Below are 18,524 nucleotides of genomic sequence, written 5' to 3' on the forward strand. Positions count from 1 at the left end.
CGGGGAGCGGGAACCTACTCGGCGGCGACAGCGATGGGGGTCTCGCCCTCGACTTGCTCATTGTCGTCGATCGTCTCGTCGTCCGCCATGGACCGTGCGCCGTCTTCTTTCGCCGATTGCGCTTCGCTTTCTGCGTCGGTGGCCGTCTCCTTGCGGGTATCCTCCGACTCGGCATCGACCGGCGCGGTGCGCAGCGGCTCCGGTAGCCAGCCGGTGCCAGCGATCAGCTCTTCGGCGCGTTCGGCCTGGGCATCCTTCTTCATGCCTTCGATGCCATCGGCGGCTTCGTCGCCCTTCGCCTCGCGCACCGCCGCGACGATCCGCGCCTTGGTGACTTTGCCGAGATAGTTCTCGGCAGTGGTCGTCCAGCCGGCATCGACCAGGTCAAGATCGATGTCGGTGGCCAGACGCTCGGCATGGGCAAGCGCGCGTGGCCGGCGATTGTAGGTCTCGACCGTGGCATTGACCGTCATGGCGACGCAGTGCGCGAACAGCGCGTTCCTGAGCTTTATCGGCATGGTGACGATTGCACCCCACAGCTGCTCGCTGTCGTCCGGCAGCGCGCCCGCGAACGCTTCGTGCCGTTCAGTGAGCGCGGTCGCATAAGGCGTATCGCCGAGCCCCGGCGCCTGGCTGCCGAAAAACACGCATTTGGCATCGAGTTCGAGACAGCTTTCGGGCGCGTAGCTGTAGAACAGCTTGAGCGCGAGCGCATGAAGGCAAGCGCAGAAAGCCGTGCCGTAGCTGCCGCCGACCGCCAGACGGAGCGCGACCGTACGATGCGCGGTCAGCTCAGTGACGAGCCGGTCGGGGATCGGACGCAGCGTGTCGTCCTCATCGTCGCTGTCCACGGTGCTGCCGGCGTCCGATGTGCCGGACGTGGATGCAGTTGGAAGCGATGAGGCTTCGGCCGCGTCATCATCCTCCGGTTCGACCTTCTCCTCATCCTCCGGCCGTACATAGCCGCGATCGACCCGCAGCCGCCCACCATGATCGACGCTGACGAACACGCCCGCGCGGGGAATGTCATCCTCGTCGTAACGCACCGGCCGGTCGTCGATCGCATCAATGGCGGTCTCGATCTCGCCTAAGCGCTCGTCGACCTCGTCGGGCAGCTCGGGCGCATCGGCATATTCGGCTTCGAGCTGGTCGAGCTCGGCCTGGAGCGCATCTCGCGTCGCCTGCTCCTCCTCGGTCAGCTCTGGCTGCTCGCCCGAGATGCGGCGCAGCCCGTAGGTGTGGCCATAGGGAAAATCGAGACCGACCTCGATCCACTTCCAGCCTTCCGCGCGAATGGCTTCGGCTTCCTCGTTCAGTTTTTCGGTAAGGAGCATCTCGACGAGGCCGACATCCTCGAGCCAACCACCATCGTCGCTTTCGAACAGGTCGCGCATGACCGCGCCGCCAGCTTCGACATAGGCATCGATGCCGATGAACTGCGCGCGCTTGTCCGACGCCCGCACCGAATGTTCGGTGAGCATGCGCCGGATCTGGTAGGGCTGGTCGTTGTAGCTGCCGCGCACCGCTTCCCAGACCTGGGCCTGCCGCTCATGATCGGGATTGACCGTGAACGCCATCAGCTGATCGAGCGTCATCTCGTCAGCGGCGAAGGCGTCGAGCAAGGCTTCGCCGACGCTGGCGAGCTTGAGCCGCTGCTTGACGACATTGACCGAGACGAAGAACGCGGCCGCGATTTCCTCCTCGCTCATGCCCTTCTCGCGCAATGCCTGGAAGGCGCGGAACTGGTCGAGCGGATGGAGTGGCGCGCGCTGGATGTTCTCGGCGAGACTGTCTTCCTCGGCATGGCCACCCTCGCGCAGGACGCAGGGCACCGGCGCGTTACTCGGCAGCCGCTTCTGCTTCACCAGCAATTCGAGCGCGCGGTAGCGGCGCCCGCCCGCCGGCACCTCGAACATGCCGGCCTCCTTGCCGTCGGCGTCGGTGACGGCGCGCACGGTGATGCTCGCAAGCAGCGTGCGCCGGGCGATGTCCTCGGCGAGTTCCTCGATCGAGACGCCCACCTTAACGTGGCGGACATTGGCCTGGCTCAGCAACAGCTTGTCGAACGGAATGTCCCTCGAGGGGCTGAGCGCGATGGTCTTGACTGACTTGGTCATGGGTCTTCTCCATGACGGGCCGGCCGGGAGCCTCTCTCCCGACCTCCCGACCCGTCACGAAGCGCAGCGCCGCCCTCTTCCTCTGAAGAGAGCGACGCCGCGTACGGGAATGACGCTGAGGAGGGGCGCTACGCTGCGACCCGGTCGAGCAGCTTCTTGGCGCGAGTCTCGAGATCGAGCCGCGCGTCCTGCTGCGTCTTGCCCCGTGCATAGGCGGTGATGCCCTGTACGAAGTCGAACACGGACTCAGGCGGTCGGCCTTCCTCGGCCAGGACAGTTTCGACAATTTTCGCCGTCTCCGCCTTGCCGAAGCCGCGCTTGCGCAAGAACTCGGTCCGATCGTCGTCACTGCGGGCAACAATGCGTTGGCGGGCCGCGCGGATGCCGTTCAAAAACGGCTGGGGCGAACTGTCGGCGAACCGGGTCAGCGCCGGTGCCGCCTCGTGCGCGAAGCGATTGGCGGCATATTTGGAATGCCGAATGCTGATCTCTTGGAAATCCTCGACGCCCCAGAGATTGCGGTTCTGGCAGACCGCGCGCAGGTAGAAGCTGGCAATGCCGAGCGTCTTCGCGCCGACCTCGCTGTTCCAGCAGTAGAAGCCGCGAAAGAACAGGTCGGGCGATCCGTCGGGCAGCTTACCCGCCTCGATGGGGTTCATGTCATCGACCAGGAACAGGAAGACATCGCGGTCGGAGGCATAGAGCGTGGTCGTATCGGACGTGATGTCGACCATCGGATTGTGAACGCCGGTCGACCAGTCGAGCACGCCCGGCACTTTCCAACGCGTATCGCCCGTGCCGTTGCCGGCGATGCGCTGCACGGCGGCGACCAGCTCATGATCGTAGATGCGACCATAGTCGGGTCCGGTGACAGCGCGCAGCTCGGTGCGCCCATCGTCGGTCTCCAGCGTCTTGACCTGCTCAGCGCGGTGACTGGTGAGGCCATATTGCAGATTAATCGCCGCGAGCGGCGCGGGAAGCTGGCGCATATAGGCCGCCGGTGCGCCGACCAGACTTGCAAGCTGGCCAAAGCTCCAATGGGTGGGCGCCAACGGCTTGTCCGCATCGGGCAGGGCCAGCGCGAGCCGCTCGGGATCCTCGCGGTGGGCTTCGACCCGTATCGCTGCGCTTTCCACCGTGCGTGTCCGGCTCCGTTCGGCGCGGCCCTTCACCGCCGCCATTAACTCGGTCAGCGACAGATAGCGCTGGTCCGCTGGGCGGCTGAACCATTCGGACGAGACCCGCCCGATCCGCTGGCCGCGACCGACATCCACCTTGTAGCCGCCGCTTCGGTCGGGGCCCCCGTCGAGAACTTGAACTTGCGTCATGACATATCTCCGCGACGGTCCGGCCGAGAGCCTCTCTCCCGACGCTCGAACCGTCACGGCGACAGCCGCCGACCTCTTACTCTCAAAATCTCGCAAAACGGGGCGCCAGCTCCGCCGAGGCGACGCGCACCGCAAGGGACCGCCGACGATCAGTATCTGCCGCCACGCCCTGACGTGGCCATGATGGGAGTGATTTGCCGATTGCGCGGGGCGCACGATCTTCTCATTTTGGCTCAGGGAGCGCCGCCAACTCGCAGGAGACGGAAGGACATCCCATGTCGAAAACCGACCGAATTATTCGCCTCAAGACCGTCCTCGACCGGACCGGTCTTTCTCGTTCGACGCTATACCGTAAAATCGATGAAGGCTCGTTCCCTCGCCAAATCCCGATCAGCGCGCGCGGAACAGGGTGGCGCGAATCCGCGGTAGAACGCTGGATCGCCGACCCGATGGGTTATGATGCTGACGAGCTTGATGGACTAGCTTGAATTCGTCGCTCGCTGACCGAAGTCACCTTTCAAGACCTTCGCTCCATCGCGCAGTTGATCGAGATAATCGGACCAGTGCTGCATCATGCGGACACGCTCTTCCCAAAACTCTCCGCGCGCGTAGGCGCGACGAACGGCATTGCTGTCCTGATGCGCGAGTTGCCGCTCAATAGCATCGGGGTTCCAAAGGCCCATCTCGTTGAGGAGCGTCGCCGCCATTGCGCGAAAGCCGTGGCCAGTCATCTCCTCCTGGGCGTAACCCATGCGCCGGAGGGCGGCGTTGACGGTGTTCTCCGACATTGGTCGTTGAACCGAGCGCAGCGAGGGAAACAAGTAGCGACTGTAGTCTGCGTCGTGCTCAATCGAAGCGAGGATTTCGAGCGCCTGACGCGACAGCGGGATGGCATGCGGCCGGCGCATTTTCGTTTTCTCCGTCGGGATCGTCCAGACGTTCGCGTCCAAGTCGAACTCAGCCCATTCGGCGTGGCGCAGCTCTCCCGGCCGGACGAAGACGTGCGGGACCAGCCTGAGTGCAATCTGTGTGGTGGGGTGCCCATCGAACGATTCGATGGCGCGGAGCAAGCCGCCGACTTCAGACGCATCGGTGATCGCCGGTCGATGGACCGCTTTCGGCACGATCAGCGCTCCTCTGAGATCAACGGTCACGTCACGTTCTGCGCGTCCCGTGGCGATTGCATATCGGAAGATCTGGCTGCAGGTGCTGCGGAGCCGTCTCGCCGTCTCGTACTTCCCCTTCTTTTCCATCTTGCGAAGGGTGAGCAGCAGCTCCGGGGCCGAAATCGCGCTGATCGGCCGCTTGCCGATGGACTTGTCGATAAAGCCGATCAGCCACCGCTTCTTCTTCATGGTGACTGGGGAGCGGCCTTCTTTCTCGATTTTTGCGATATATTCCTCGGCCACAGCCTCGAAGCTGCTGGCGGAAGCAACACTTGCGGCAATGCGCTCAAGCTTCACCTGCTCGCCAGGATCGTCTCCACGGGCGAGCACCTCGCGCGCCGCGTCGCACTTCTTGCGCGCGTCGGCGAGGCCGACCGCAGGCCACCTTCCAAACGTGAGCGTCTTCTGCTTGCCGAGGTAGCGGTAGTTCATCCGCCAACTGCGGGCACCTGTCGGAGAGACTTCCAGATAAAGTCCGTCTCGGTCGGCAAGCTTGTACGGCTTGTCACGACTCTTTGCAGCTTTGATCGCAACCGCTGACAGCGCCATGATGGTATCTCCTCATCGACCCTCGCCGATACCATCAGAAATACCATCAAGTTGATGGTATGTGATGGTATCCAGCCGTTTCCGGTGAGAAACATATACCACGAAAAAACGTCGGAAAACAGCCACTTCTGGGACGTTTTGAGCTGTCCTGAGAAGGGTAGATGGTGCCCAGAAGAGGACTCGAACCTCCACGACCTTGCGATCGCCAGCACCTGAAGCTGGTGCGTCTACCAATTCCGCCATCTGGGCACCGGAAGCAAACGATCATCGAAGTTCGTCGCTGGGTAGGAGCGCGCCGATAGCGGAGGGTGGTCTTGCTTGTCAATGGATTCGTTGCGCAAGAATGAAATGAAAAGCGTTCCACCGCTTGCGAAGGCGCGCATCATGCGGCATGGCACGCCCAACATGGCATGTGTCCTGCGCTAAACGGAACGGAAGTTAAGATGGCGAAATCGAACGCGCTCGAAGGAAAACTGGTCGTCCTTATTGGAGGCAGCGGCTTTTTCGGTTCTAATGTCGCTCAGGAATTGCTCGACCGCGGCGCACGCTTGCGCGTTGCGAGCCGCAATCCTGAAAAGGCATGGAAGCTGAAGCCACTGGCCAATCTGGGCCAGATGCAATTCGCCCGCTGTGATGTGACCAAGCCCGAAAGCATTGCAGCCGTCATGCAGGGCGCCGACGCGGCGGCCTATCTGGTGGGCAGCTTCACCGGCGATCTCGACGCGGTACAGGCGCGCGGCGCAGGTCTCGCGGCTGAAGCTGCAGCCAAGGCCGGTGCCAGCGCCTTCGTCCAGATCTCTGCCATTGGCGCCGACGCCAATTCCGATATTGCCTATAGCCGGACCAAGGCACTGGGTGAGCAGCAGGCGCGAGACGCTTTTCCGCAAGCGACAGTGCTGCGTCCCTCCATCCTGTTTGGAGAGGATGACAATTTCCTCAATATGTTTGGTCAGCTGATTGCGTCTTCGCCCGTGATCCCGATTTTTGGCCCCAACGCCAAATTGCAGCCGGTCTGGGTCAATGATGCCGCTGAAGCCGTGGCCAATGCGATCGCCGATCCCGTGAAGCACGGCGGCAAGACTTACGAGCTCGCCGGGCCAGAAGTGCTCACGATGGGCGATATCAATCGCCGCATCGCCGCAGCCCAGGAACGCAAGCGCCGTTTTATCGAAATGTCGGATTCGCTCTCCAGCCTGTTTGCCTCACTGCCAGGCACCCCGATGAGCAAAGATCAGTGGAATTTGCTGCAGCAAGGCAGCGTTGCCACTCGCGATTACCCGGGGATCGAAGAGCTGGGCGTCAATCCGCATCCGCTGGGGCTGATGCTTGATCGCTGGATGGTCCGTTTCCGCAAGCATGGCCGCTTTACCAAGGCGGCCTGAGCGTCGGGGTAACTAGCACTTTAGCCTTGCGTGTCGCTGTCTTCTGCTGGCAGCGCGGTGAACGGTTCGACCATTAGCACGATCCCCTGCGCCCCAATGATACGCGCGCGCGCGCCGACTTCCATATCCGGGCCGCGGGCGATCCATTCACTATCGCCCAGCTTCACCCTGCCCGTGCCATGGTCAATCGCCTGCGTGACCTGCGCCGTTTCACCGATCATCCGTGAGCCGGGGTGATTGAGCATGGGATCGACGCTCTCGATTGGGCTATCGTTCAAATAGCGCCGGGCCGAGAAAACGGCGATCAGGGCGAGGAAAACGAAATCCACCACCTGCATCAGCAGGCTGAGATCCAGCACCATCGTCAGCAGGCCGGTAATGATCGCGGCAATGGCAAGCCAGATCAGATAGACACCCGGCACGAGCATTTCGAGCCCCGCCAGCACGACCCCCAGCGTCAGCCAGACCCAATGGGCATCAAAGTCGCTGAACCCGTCCATCAACGCGGATCCGTCGTCGGTACACCGGATGGGGTTCGCGGTGCAGGAACCTTCACATCCCCCTTAGTACCGCCACTCAGAGCCTCTTTCGCAAGCTCGCCAATGCCGCCCAGCGTACCGATAAGCTGGGTTGCCTCCACTGGGAACAGGATTGTCTTGGCATTGGGGGAATCTGCAAATTTGGCGACGGCCTTGGTATATTCCTGCGCCACGAAATAATTGATCGCCTGGCTGCCGCTGGTGGCGATGGCATCGGATACCAGCTGGGTCGCCTTGGCTTCCGCCTCAGCCCCGCGCTCGCGTGCTTCGGCTTCGCGAAAGGCGGCTTCGCGCTTGCCCTCTGCGGAAAGGATTGCCGACTGTTTCTCTCCTTCGGCACGCAGGATCGCCGAAGCGCGGTCGCCCTCTGCTTCGAGGATTTCGGCACGTTTCAGGCGCTCGGCCTTCATCTGGCGGGCCATCGCTTCGGAAATGTCGAGCGGCGGGCGGATATCCTTGATCTCCACGCGGGTGATCTTGATGCCCCATGGCGACGTAGCATGGTCCACCACCGATAGCAGCCGGGCGTTGATCTCATCACGCTTGGACAGGGTTTCATCAAGATCCATCGAGCCCATCACCGTGCGCAGATTGGTGGTGGTCAGCGCCATGATCGCATTTTGCAGGCCGGAAATCTCATAGGCCGCCTTGGCGGCATCCAGCACCTGAAAAAACACCACTGCGTCCACGCCGACCATGGCATTGTCACGGGTAATGATTTCCTGTCCCGGAATATCGAGCACTTGTTCCATCACGTTGATCTTGTGCCCGACACTGTCGATGAAGGGGATGATCAGATGGAGGCCGGGTTCGGCCTGCTTGGTGAATTTGCCGAGCCGTTCAATCGTATAGATATAGCCCTGCGTCACCACCCGCACTGCCATCAGCAGGAAAATCACCAGCACGGCGATCAATGCGATCAGGAAGTAGCCCATATTTCATCTCCAGCGGGCACAGCGCCCTTTGAAACTATCGTACCGCAGGGAGAATTGGGGGCAAGGAAAAGCCGCGCGGGCAGGATGAAATGCGCGCGTCAACTACGCCGCGCAAACATACGGCGTAAAAGAAAAGGCCGGCAAAATTACTTCGCCGGCCTTCAGATGTTTATCAATCCGCCCAATAAAGACGGTCTGGATTGGTCACGAGCAGTTTCTGCTGCAGCTCGGCGGTTGGCGCGATGCGGGGAATCATATCGACCAGATGCCCGTCATCAGGCAGCACGTCCTGCTGATTGGGATGCGGCCAGTCGGTGCCCCAGATGCAGCGATCGGGATAATCGGCCACCAGCGGTGCGATAGCCTCGGCAAACTGGTTCCACGGATCGCCTGAGGGGTCGAGCCGGTCCGGGCAGGTCGGCTTGAACCAGATATCATCACGGCTTTCGAGCAGTTTGCGGAATGCCTTGATATCGGCGCCATCAGGGCCCTGCGTCACATCGGGGCGGCCCATGTGGTCGACCACCACCGGCACCGGTATCGCATCGAGGAAGGGGCGCAGTTCCTCCAGAATGTCAGCCTCGAAATAGATCACGACATGCCAGCCCTTCGGCAGGCGTCCGGCGACGTCGAGAAATTTGTCCTTGGGCGCGTTATCAACCAGCCGTTTGAGAAAGTTGAAGCGCACGCCGCGCATTCCGCCATCATGCAGCGCCTGCAATTCCGCATCGGAAATGTCGGGATCGACCACGGCAACACCGCGCGCCTTGCCCTCCGACTTGGCGATGGCGTTCAGCGTCGCGGCATTGTCCGTGCCGTGGCAGCTCGCCTGGACGATGACGTTGCGCGAAAAGCCCAGATGATCGCGCAGGGCAAAGAGCTTGTCCGGCCCGGCATCTTCGGGATGATATTTGGCCTTGGGGCTGAAGGGGAAATCTGCCTCGGGCCCAAAGACATGACAATGCGCATCCACGGCGCCCGGCGGCGGCGTAAAGGCGGGCTTGGACGGGCTGGAATGCCAAGAAGTAATGCGATCACTCATTTCAGGGTCTCTTTTATTGGCCATCAATCCGGTCAGACCGGCAGGCGTTCAGACAAAAACCGTACCATCCATCAGCTTGCGGGCGGTGCGCAGCAAAGCCGCGCTGCCCACATCGCCGGAATCATTCACGGTCAGGATGCAGGTCATCTCCCCGCTGGGGTGTTCGATGCTGAGGGTCTTTTTCGGGCCATCGGGTATATTGGCGACCTCTGCCGCCGGCGACCCTTCGACCAGGCATGCGGTGGCAGCTGTCACGGCGCCAAGCACACCGATCGAGGCATGGGCGCGATGCGGGATGAACACCCGCGTGGTCACCGCACCGCCATGTTTGGGCGGCGCCACCAGCGTCATCTTGGGCACGGATTTATCGGTCACATCGCCCAGATTCATCATCGAGCCTGCTGCCAGACGGATCTTTTCGATCTTTTCACGGATCGGGGCAAAGCCGTCCCCCTCCATCTCGTCGCGCGTTTCATAACCGGTCGCGCCGACATCTTCCGCCTTGAAGACAATACAGGGCATGCCGTTGTCGATCAGCGTGCAATCCACGCCTTCGATCGTGTCCACTGCATTGCCAGTGGGCAGCAAGGATCCGCAGGATGAACCGGCCGTATCGCGAAATTCCAGTGGGATCGGTGCATGCGTACCGGGCACGCCGTCAATGCTGGCATCGCCCCGGTAATTGACCGTGCCGCCGGGCGTTTCCACCGTGGCGACGGCGCTCTGTCCGGTATTTTCCATGAAAATGGCAACGCGTGTTTCGTCACCATCGGCCTTCACCAGCCCGCGCTCGATCGCGAAGGGGCCGACGCCAGCCAGCATATTGCCGCAATTCTGCTGATCGGACACCAGCGCCTTATCGACAAAGACCTGCAGGAACAGATAATCGACATCGATCCCGTCCCGGTCGGATTTCTTCACCACGGCGACCTTGCTGGTCAGTGGATCGGCCCCGCCCATCCCGTCAATCTGGCGATTATCGGGGGAGCCCATGACCTTCAGCAGAAACGCGTCACGTTCCGCCGCATCGCCGGGCAAGTCATCGGCGAGGAAGAAACCGCCTTTCGACGTGCCGCCCCGCATCCACATTACATTTGTCTGGTCCATTGCCGGATATCCTTTCAGCCTCTCAATGCAGGAAACTGCCGGGGCGGATCAGCGCCCCGGCAATGATCAGCCGATCAGATCCATTTGAGGCCCATATCCTTGAGCTTGTCGCGGAAGCCATACATGTCGAGACCAAGCACACCGTCGGCCAGTTTCTGGCGCTTTTCTTCTTCATTGGCTTCGCGGGCCTGCGCTTTTTCGAGCACTTCTTCGGCCCGTTCACGCTTCACCACGCAGACACCATCGTCATCAGCCACGATAATGTCGCCGGGACGGATAAAGGCATTGGCGCACACCACATCGATATTCACGCTGCCCAGCGACGCCTTGATCGTGCCCTGCGCGAAAACGCGCTTCGACCAGACGGGGAAGTCCATTTCCTTCAGATCACGCACATCGCGGATGCCGGCATCGATGATGAGCCCTTTCACACCGCGCGCCTGCGCAGATGTCGCGAGCAGATCGCCGAAATAGCCGTCTTCACAGGGGGATGTCGGGGCAATCACCAGGACATCGCCGTCCTGGCACTGCTCGATCGCGGCATGGACCATGTAATTGTCGCCCGGGGGGACGGAGATGGTGATCGCCGATGCGCCGATACGGGCACCGGGATAGATGGGGCGCATATAGGAAGCGAGCAGACCGGTGCGGCCCTGCGCCTCATGCACGGTGGCTACGCCGCACTTGCCGAGGGCTTCGACCACAGCCTTGTCTGCACGTTCGATATTCTGGACAACGACGCCGCTCATACTCTCTCTCCTAAATACGCTCCGGGCCGGATACCGCCGGGCCCAAAAAACCTGTTTTGCCCGATCTTCAGGCAAAGCTGTTGATAGCTATATGCCAGATGGGGGGCACCCCCGGCCAGCCGCCAATGGGAAGCATGGCGCAGGCCATAAGGAAATGCTAAAAATACCTCATGACTCAGCGCAGCTTCAATATCCGTCACTTTGCCGCAATGGCCGCTGTTGTTCGCCATGGCAGCGTGACCAAGGCGGCGCGGGCAATCCATTTGACCCAGCCCGCCCTGACGCAGGCCATCGCCAGGCTGGAAGGTGACCTGGAATGCCTGTTGTTCCAACGCGGAAGCACCGGCATGACACCGACCGAGCCGGCCTTGCTGCTGGCTCCGCGGGCGGAAGAAGCCTTGCGTCAAATTGGCTCTTCCCGCGTTACCGGAACACAATTGCGCGCCTTCCTGTCGCTGGCCCGCGCGGGTAGCTACGCCGCGGCTGCGGAGGCGACAGGCCTCTCCCCGGCATCACTGCACCGCGCGGTGGGGGATTTGTCGCTGGCGCTGGGGCAAAGGCTGGTCGATCGGCGGGGACGCAGCGTGATCCTGACCCAGATCGGTCAGCGCCGGGCGCGCGGTTTCGGACTGGCCATGGCGGAATTGCGCGCCGGGCTGGCAGAAGTCGCCGCATGGCAGGGCAAGGCTGCAGGGCGGATCGTGATTGGGGCCATGCCGCTGTCACGCGCACGCTGGTTGCCAGACGCGATCGCCCGCTTCGTCCAGGAATATCCGCGTGTCGATATCGCCGTGATGGAAGGGAGCCATGCCGAACTGTCCGGCCCGCTGCGCGACGGCGAAATCGATATGATGCTGGGCGCCCTGCGGGAGGCCGCGCTGGTCGAGGATATGACGCAGGAGGCGATTTTTGAAGATCGCCCGGCGCTGATCATGCGCGCGGGCCACCCGCTCTGCGCGACACCGCGCCCCAGTGCGCGGCAATTGCTCGACTATCCGTGGATCCTGCCGTCCATCGACACGCCCTTGCGCCAATATTGGGAAGATATGCTGCTCAAATGCGGTGAGGAACCGCCTCATGTGGGAATCGAGTGCGGGTCGGTGCTGGCGGTCCGGCAATTGCTGCTTTCGGGGGATGCGCTGACCTTGCTGTCCCCTGATCAGCTGCAGGTTGAACTCGATAGCGGAATGCTGGCCACATTGCCCCCACCGCAGCCGGTCAGCCGCACGATTGGCGTTGTTACCCGCGCTGGCTGGCGCCCCACCCCGCCGCAAGCGGCCTTCATCACCTTGTTGAAAGAGGTTGCCTGAAACACCGGCGCGCCAACATTGCTTCGCAAAAATTTATGGCGCGAGTGATCTATCCATTTGCATGATGGTGGCCGGCTGCACACATCAATGGAGTGATGGAGAGCACTTTGGCCCTGATTGGCTTCGGCGAAGCCGGATCCACTTTCGCACGCGCTGCAAATTGGCGCGGCATGGCGCATGCGTTTGATATTGATCCGACGCGGCGCCCCCTCATGGAAGAATGCGGCATCACCGCATGCAACAGCGCAGAGGATGCGCTGCAGGGCGCAGATGTGGTCTTGTCACTGGTCACCGCCGACAGCGCGGCTCTGGTGGCACAAGATTACGCGCCGTTCTTGAAATCAGGCGCGCTGTTCTGCGATATGAATTCCATCGCCCCGCAGACCAAACAGGCCAATGCTCGCGCAGTGAATGAAGCGGGCGGGCGCTATGTCGATATTGCCGTGATGGCGCCGGTTGATCCCACCGCACTGAATGTGCCGTTGCTGATTGCCGGGCCCGACGCAGACGAAGCAGAGCAGCGGCTTAACGCGCTCGGTTTTGCCAAGACCCGCATCACCGGCGCTGATATTGGCCGCGCCTCGTCGATAAAGATGATCCGCTCGGTCATGGTGAAGGGGCTGGAGGCGTTGACTTGGGAATGCGCAGCCGCAGCTGATGAGGCCGGCGTATTCGATGAGGTGATGACCTCGCTCGACGCCAGTGAGAAAGGCTGGCCGTGGAGCCGCCGTGTGGCCTATAACCGCGAAAGAATGACGACGCATGGTGTCAGGCGTGCGGCGGAAATGGAAGAATCGGCCAAAACGCTGGATGGATTTAGCGTGGAGCCGGTCATGACCAGAGGCACCGTCATCCGCCAGCGTCAGGCTGCCGCAAAAACTCCGGCAAAAAATTCGAATGAGAGGAATGAAACCCGATGACTTTGGTAATTGATTGCCACGGCCACTACACCACCGCACCGCCGCAGCATGATGAATGGCGCAGCGCGCAGGTGGAAGCCTATAAGAACGGCACGGCCGCTCCGGCCTACCCCACCATTACGGATGACGAAATCCGCGAAACGATCGAGAGCAACCAGCTCAAACTGATCAAGGAACGCGGTGCGGATGTCACCATTTTCTCACCCCGCGCCAGCCGCATGGCACCGCATGTAGGCGATCAGGCGGTCAGCGAAGCCTGGTCGCAGCATTGCAACAATCTGATCTACCGCGTGACGCAGCTTTATCCGGAAACCTTTGTCGGCGTGTGCCAGCTGCCGCAAAGTCCGAAGGCCGACATGTCCGCTTCCATCAAGGAATTGCGGCGCTGTGTCGAAGAGCTCGGCTTCGTGGGTTGTAACCTCAACCCCGACCCCGCCGGCGGCCATTTCACCCATCCGCCGCTGACCGATGAATATTGGTTCCCGTTCTACGAAGCCATGTGCGAATTGAACGTACCGGCGATGATCCACGTCTCGGGCTCCTGCAACCCGGCGATGCACGCCACGGGCGGATATTATCTGGCGGCTGACACGGTGGCCTTCATGCAATTGATGGAAGGCGATCTGTTCAGCCGTTTCCCCAATCTGCGCATGATCATCCCACATGGCGGCGGCGCAGTGCCGTTCCACTGGGGCCGCTATCGCGGGCTGGCTGACATGCTGAAAAAGCCCAGCCTGGACGAATATATCATGACCAATGTGTTCTTCGACACTTGCGTCTATCACCAGCCGGGCGTGAATCTGCTGGCTGACGTGATTGAGAACAAGAATATCCTGTTCGGATCGGAAATGGTCGGCGCGGTGCGCGGCATCGATCCGACCACCGGGCAGTATTTTGACGACACCAAGCGTTACGTCGATGCACTCGACATTACCGACGCTGAACGTGCGGCAATTTTCGAAGGCAATGCTCGTCGGGTATACCCCCGGCTGGACGCCATATTGAAAGAGAGAGGCTTGTAAGGAACCCTATTATGAGCAAGCAGGACATCCATAGCTACCTTGCCGAGATGGAAGATATTCCCGGCACGCGAGTATATACCGCCAAGCGCGCACGTCAGGGCTACAAGCTCAATCAGATGGCCATGAGCCTGATGAAGGACGAGAACCGCAAGAAGTTCAAGGCAGACGAATCCGCCTATATCGACGAGTGGGATTTGACCCCCGAACAGAAAAAGGCGCTGCTCGAACGCGATTACAACACGCTGCTCGATCTGGGCGGCAATATCTATTTCCTCGCGAAAGTGTTCTCCACGGACGGGCTCAGCTTCGTTCAGGCCGTGTCGACCATGACCGGTATGAGCGTTGAAGAATATCAGGCGATGATGAACGCCGGTGGCCGTTCCCCCGTAGGCCTTCGCTCGATCAAGGAGAAAAATTGATGGCACGCATTACTGCCGGAATCGGCTGCAGCCACATCCCCGTGCTGGGCTTCGCCCATGATACGGGCAAGGAACAGGACGAATATTTCAAACCGGCTTTTGACGGGTTCAACTGGACTCGCAAATGGATGAAGGAAGAGGCCAAGCCCGACGTCATCATCCTGGTCTATAATGACCATGCTTCGGCCTTTGACATGTCGATCATCCCGACTTTCGCCATCGGCACGGCCGAAAAGTTCGAACCGGCTGATGAAGGCTTCGGCCCGCGCCCGGTTCCGACCGTGGAAGGCCATCCCGATCTGGCATGGCATGTGGCGCAAAGCCTGATCCTCGACGAATTCGACATGACCATGATCGGCGATATGGACGTGGATCACGGCCTGACCGTGCCGCTCACCATGATGTATGGCGATGTCGAGAAATGGCCGGTCAAGGTCATTCCGCTGGCCGTCAATGTCGTGACCTATCCCCCGCCCTCCGGCAACCGTTGCTGGGCACTGGGTGAAGCGATTGCCCGCGCTGTCAATTCCTTCCCCGACGATCTGAATGTTCAGATCTGGGGCACGGGCGGCCTGAGTCACCAGCTGCAGGGCCCGCGCGCTGGCCTGATCAACAAGGAATGGGATAACGCCTTCCTCGACAAGCTGATTGGCGACACGCAGGAATTGCGGAATGTTCCGCATATCGAATATCTGCGTGAAACCGGCAGCGAAGGCATCGAAATGGTGATGTGGCTGATCATGCGCGGCGCTTTGGGCAAGAGCACCAAGGCCCTGCACCGCCACTATCATATCCCGATGAGCAACACCGCACTGGGGCACATTGTTCTGGAGCCGGAAGATTCATCGGTTCCGCCCAGTCCGACACTGGAAGGGAACAATGACGCCGCTCAGGCGATGATTGACTGAAGCATCAGGAAAGGCCGGTTCTCCGGCCTTTCCCATTAGAAGCTCATACATTCCGGTTCTCGACCGAGAACCATGGCGAAACAATTATCCGAGGAGAGATATATGCGTATCGCACTCGTAGGTGGCGGCGCCTTTGGCGAAAAGCACCTTGATGGACTGTCCAAGATTGACGGCGTCGAAGTCGTCAGCCTGGTTGGCCGCACGCTCGACAAGACCCAGGCCCTGGCCGACAAATATGGCGTGCCCCACGCCTCAACCGAATATGACGACGTGCTGAAGAATGACGACGTTGATGCCGTTATCCTTTGCACGCCCACTCAGATGCATGCCGAACAGGCCATTCAGGCCATGGATGCCGGCAAGCATGTCGAAGTGGAAATCCCGATGGCCGATAGCTGGGCCGATGCCGAAGCTGTCATGAAGAAGCAGCAGGAAACCGGCCTCGTCTGCATGGCTGGCCATACGCGCCGCTTCAACCCGTCTCACCAATGGGTGAAGAACAAGATCGACGCGGGCGAATTCAACATTCAGGCGATGGATGTCGAAACCTTCTTCTTCCGCCGCGAAAACAAGAACGCCAAGGGCGAAGCACGGAGCTGGACCGACCACCTGCTGTGGCACCATTCCGCCCATACGATCGACATCTTCCAATATATGACCGGCGCCAAGGTGGTGAAGGCCAATGTATTGCAGGGGCCGAAGCATCCCGATCTCGGCATTGCCATGGACATGTCGATTCAGATGAAGACCGATAAGGGTCAGATTCTGACTCTGGCCCTGTCCTTCAACAATGACGGACCGCTCGGCACCTTCTTCCGCTATATCGGCGACACCGGCACCTATATCGCGCGCTATGACGATCTCGTCACCGGCCGCGAGGAAGCCATCGATGTTTCCAATGTCGATGTCTCGATGAACGGTATTGAATTGCAGGACCGTGAATTCGTTGCCGCCATTCAGGAAGGCCGCGAGCCCAACAGCTCGGTAAAATCGGTGCTCGATTGCTACCGCGTGATTGGTGAACTTGCCGCCGATCTTGAAAAGCAGGATGGCTGGTCCTGATGCAACGGACACTTGCCGGAACGCCGGTCCACCCCATTGGCCTGGGCTGCATGAACATGTCCTGGGCCTATGGGACACCGCCGGGGGAAGAGGAGAATATCAAGCTCCTCAACCAGGCGCTGGATGAAGGCTATAACCATCTCGATACGGCCAATATCTATGGCAAGGGCAAGAATGAGGAACTGCTCGGCAAAGCGGTGATGCACCGCCGCAAGGAGTTCTTCCTCGCGTCCAAGACCGGGATTATCGTCGATGGCCCGAAACGCGGCATCGATTGCAGCCCGGAAGCCATGACGCAGTCGATCGAGGACAGTCTGAAGCGGTTGCAGACCGACCACATCGATCTGTTCTACATGCATCGTTTCGATCCCAAAGTGCCGATCGCGGACAGCGTCGGCGCGCTGAAGGATGCGATCGATGCCGGCAAGATCGGCGCCTATGGCGTGTCGGAATGGAATTCAGACCATATCCGTGAGGCACATGGCGTGCATCCCATGGCGGCAGTGCAGACCGAATATTCGATCTGGACCCGCAATGTGGAGCTGGGCGTGCTCGAAACGACGAAGGAACTGGGCATTTCGCTGGTCGCCTTCTCCCCCGTTTCGCGCGGTGCCGTCTGCGGCATGATGACTGATCCGGCCAAGCTGGATGAGAATGATCTTCGCCGGAACCATCCCCGTTTCAACGAGGAAAACTGGCCTAAGAACCTCGCTCTGGTCGAGCAATTCGTTGCTCTGGCGAAAGAAGCGAATGTCACTCCGGCCCAGCTGGCCCTCCAATGGGTCATCTCCCGCGGGGACCATCTCCATGCCATCCCCGGCACGACCAATATGCAGCATATGAAAGACAATTTTCATGCGCTGGACAATCCGGTCGGGGACGATGTCCTCACCCGTGCGGGCGCGCTGATCAATCAGCAGACCGTATCTGGCCATCGCTATCCCGAAGTGATGCGGGGTACGATCGATACGGAAGATTTCGTCTGATCGATCCTTGCCTCTGGCAATTGAAAAAGCCGGTTTGCCGCGTGGCAGACCGGCTTTTTCATGGCCATTTCCAGAGCAAACTTGCGCTGAACAGGCGGACACCGATACAATCGGAACCAAACCAGCCGAGGATCTCGAACAAGAAGACCCGGCGATGAAAGGGAAACAGGATGCGCGCGAATATTGCCTATGTGAAAGATACGGGCGAGCGCCCGCGCTATTATGCCAATGTGCATGAGAAAGACACGGTCGTCGTCGCGCCGCAGCCTATGGAACTAACCGATGCGCGCGGGCAAGACCTGTCACTGGACCGTGAAGGGTTTACCCTGATCCGCCATGACAGCGCCGTGCTGGATTTCACCGATGCGGAAGCTGTTCAGGCGACCTATCCGGCAGAAATAGAACAAATCATCCGCCAACTGACAGGTGCAGATCATGTCGCAGTCGCAGGGCACGGAATCCTGCGTTATTCCGAAAAATCGGGCAAGACCGGCAGCAGTGACAATTCCCATCCCGCCCGTTTTGCCCATGTCGACATGTCCTCTAGCGCAGCAAAAAATGCACGCGATGCCAGTGCGCCTGAAGGGCAAGCCATCCGCCGTAGTGCGCAGTTCAATATCTGGCGCGCCATTTCAGGAGCGCCGCAGGATGTCAGCCTCGCCTTGTGCGAATATCCAAGCGTAAAAGGGCCCGAGCTGATCGGCGCCGATGCGATTTTCGATCCCCCCGGCGGCGCGGCGGAATGGAGTTTCGAAGGCTGGGTCGTGGCCCATGATGCAGGCCATCGCTGGCGCTGGTTCTCCGATATGACCCCGCAAGAAGCGATCGTCTTCAAGAGCAGCGACAGCGATCCGGAGCGCGCGCAATGCACGCCGCATGTGGCCTTTGACAATCCGCAGGCCCCCGATGATGCACCGCCGCGCGTCAGCATTGAAATGCGCGCGACAGCCTATTGGTTTGACCCCGCCTGACCGCGTCTGACC

Annotated in this window: 18 protein-coding genes and 1 tRNA gene; 10 read left to right on the forward strand and 9 right to left on the reverse strand. The window is 60.6% G+C overall.

Going from position 1 to position 18,524, the window contains the following annotated elements; translation table 11 throughout:
- Window positions 1–14: 14 nt before the first annotated feature.
- Window positions 15–2,117 (reverse strand): ParB/RepB/Spo0J family partition protein, encoded by a 2,103-nt coding sequence (locus GRI91_RS06310; protein ID WP_160735762.1) that lies wholly within the window; start codon window positions 2,115–2,117, stop codon window positions 15–17.
- 128 nt (window positions 2,118–2,245) lie between these two features.
- Window positions 2,246–3,445, reverse strand: a complete 1,200-nt coding sequence (locus tag GRI91_RS06315) for a DUF932 domain-containing protein (RefSeq protein ID WP_160735763.1) — start codon at window positions 3,443–3,445, stop codon at window positions 2,246–2,248.
- Between the two features lie 275 nt (window positions 3,446–3,720).
- Here GRI91_RS06315 and GRI91_RS06320 point away from each other — a divergent pair, with 275 nt between their 5' ends.
- Window positions 3,721–3,933 (forward strand): helix-turn-helix transcriptional regulator, encoded by a 213-nt coding sequence (locus GRI91_RS06320; protein WP_160735764.1) that lies wholly within the window; start codon window positions 3,721–3,723, stop codon window positions 3,931–3,933.
- Here the strand turns inward: GRI91_RS06320 and GRI91_RS06325 are convergent.
- Together GRI91_RS06325 and GRI91_RS06330 are read right to left on the reverse strand one after the other, a co-directional pair.
- The gene (locus GRI91_RS06325; protein WP_160735765.1) at window positions 3,925–5,160 is read right to left on the reverse strand and encodes a tyrosine-type recombinase/integrase; all 1,236 of its coding nucleotides are present in this window, start codon (window positions 5,158–5,160) and stop codon (window positions 3,925–3,927) included. The genes GRI91_RS06320 and GRI91_RS06325 overlap by 9 nt on opposite strands.
- A 162-nt stretch (window positions 5,161–5,322) precedes the next feature.
- A tRNA-Leu gene (locus tag GRI91_RS06330) sits at window positions 5,323–5,409 on the reverse strand.
- A gap of 194 nt (window positions 5,410–5,603) precedes the next feature.
- Here GRI91_RS06330 and GRI91_RS06335 point away from each other — a divergent pair.
- Window positions 5,604–6,542, forward strand: coding sequence for a complex I NDUFA9 subunit family protein (locus tag GRI91_RS06335; protein WP_160735766.1), 939 nt, complete (start codon window positions 5,604–5,606; stop codon window positions 6,540–6,542).
- A gap of 20 nt (window positions 6,543–6,562) precedes the next feature.
- Here the strand turns inward: GRI91_RS06335 and GRI91_RS06340 are convergent, their stop codons facing one another.
- The 5 genes from GRI91_RS06340 to ligK form a co-directional block, all read right to left on the reverse strand.
- A complete protein-coding gene (locus GRI91_RS06340; protein WP_160735767.1) occupies window positions 6,563–7,042 on the reverse strand; it encodes an NfeD family protein in 480 nt (159 codons plus the stop codon).
- Window positions 7,042–8,016 (reverse strand): SPFH domain-containing protein, encoded by a 975-nt coding sequence (locus GRI91_RS06345; protein ID WP_160735768.1) that lies wholly within the window; start codon window positions 8,014–8,016, stop codon window positions 7,042–7,044. The genes GRI91_RS06340 and GRI91_RS06345 overlap by 1 nt, the downstream gene beginning before the upstream one ends.
- 172 nt (window positions 8,017–8,188) lie before the next feature.
- Window positions 8,189–9,058 (reverse strand): amidohydrolase family protein, encoded by an 870-nt coding sequence (locus tag GRI91_RS06350; protein ID WP_160735769.1) that lies wholly within the window; start codon window positions 9,056–9,058, stop codon window positions 8,189–8,191.
- Window positions 9,059–9,106: 48 nt separating this feature from the next.
- Window positions 9,107–10,165, reverse strand: a complete 1,059-nt coding sequence (locus GRI91_RS06355) for a 4-oxalomesaconate tautomerase (RefSeq protein ID WP_237437694.1) — start codon at window positions 10,163–10,165, stop codon at window positions 9,107–9,109.
- Between the two features lie 74 nt (window positions 10,166–10,239).
- Window positions 10,240–10,914: a 4-carboxy-4-hydroxy-2-oxoadipate aldolase/oxaloacetate decarboxylase gene (ligK, locus tag GRI91_RS06360; protein ID WP_160735770.1), complete on the reverse strand. Its 675-nt coding sequence runs from the start codon at window positions 10,912–10,914 to the stop codon at window positions 10,240–10,242.
- Window positions 10,915–11,084: 170 nt separating this feature from the next.
- Between ligK and GRI91_RS06365 the strand changes: the two genes are divergently transcribed.
- The 8 genes from GRI91_RS06365 (at window position 11,085) to GRI91_RS06400 (ending at window position 18,512) form a co-directional block, all read left to right on the forward strand.
- Complete coding sequence (locus tag GRI91_RS06365; protein ID WP_160735771.1) at window positions 11,085–12,224, forward strand: LysR family transcriptional regulator; 1,140 nt, start codon at window positions 11,085–11,087, stop codon at window positions 12,222–12,224.
- A gap of 107 nt (window positions 12,225–12,331) precedes the next feature.
- On the forward strand, window positions 12,332–13,144 hold the full coding sequence (locus GRI91_RS06370) for an NAD(P)-dependent oxidoreductase (protein ID WP_237437695.1): 813 nt from the start codon (window positions 12,332–12,334) through the stop codon (window positions 13,142–13,144).
- The gene (locus GRI91_RS06375) at window positions 13,141–14,166 is read left to right on the forward strand and encodes an amidohydrolase family protein (RefSeq protein WP_160735773.1); all 1,026 of its coding nucleotides are present in this window, start codon (window positions 13,141–13,143) and stop codon (window positions 14,164–14,166) included. Before GRI91_RS06370 ends, GRI91_RS06375 begins: the two co-directional genes overlap by 4 nt.
- Window positions 14,167–14,177: 11 nt before the next feature.
- Entirely contained in the window at window positions 14,178–14,585 is a 408-nt protein-coding gene (gene ligA, locus GRI91_RS06380; protein WP_160735774.1) for a protocatechuate 4,5-dioxygenase subunit alpha, read from the forward strand.
- Complete coding sequence (locus GRI91_RS06385; RefSeq protein WP_160735775.1) at window positions 14,585–15,493, forward strand: class III extradiol dioxygenase subunit beta; 909 nt, start codon at window positions 14,585–14,587, stop codon at window positions 15,491–15,493. Before ligA ends, GRI91_RS06385 begins: the two co-directional genes overlap by 1 nt.
- Before the next feature lie 102 nt (window positions 15,494–15,595).
- The gene (locus GRI91_RS06390) at window positions 15,596–16,555 is read left to right on the forward strand and encodes a Gfo/Idh/MocA family oxidoreductase (protein WP_160735776.1); all 960 of its coding nucleotides are present in this window, start codon (window positions 15,596–15,598) and stop codon (window positions 16,553–16,555) included.
- Window positions 16,555–17,541, forward strand: a complete 987-nt coding sequence (locus GRI91_RS06395; protein ID WP_160735777.1) for an aldo/keto reductase — start codon at window positions 16,555–16,557, stop codon at window positions 17,539–17,541. The genes GRI91_RS06390 and GRI91_RS06395 overlap by 1 nt, the downstream gene beginning before the upstream one ends.
- A gap of 170 nt (window positions 17,542–17,711) precedes the next feature.
- Complete coding sequence (locus GRI91_RS06400; protein WP_160735778.1) at window positions 17,712–18,512, forward strand: CmcJ/NvfI family oxidoreductase; 801 nt, start codon at window positions 17,712–17,714, stop codon at window positions 18,510–18,512.
- The last annotated feature ends 12 nt before the right edge of the window (window positions 18,513–18,524 follow it).

It is taken from the genome of Altericroceibacterium endophyticum (assembly GCF_009827595.1).
Taxonomy (GTDB): Bacteria; Pseudomonadota; Alphaproteobacteria; order Sphingomonadales; family Sphingomonadaceae; genus Altericroceibacterium; species Altericroceibacterium endophyticum.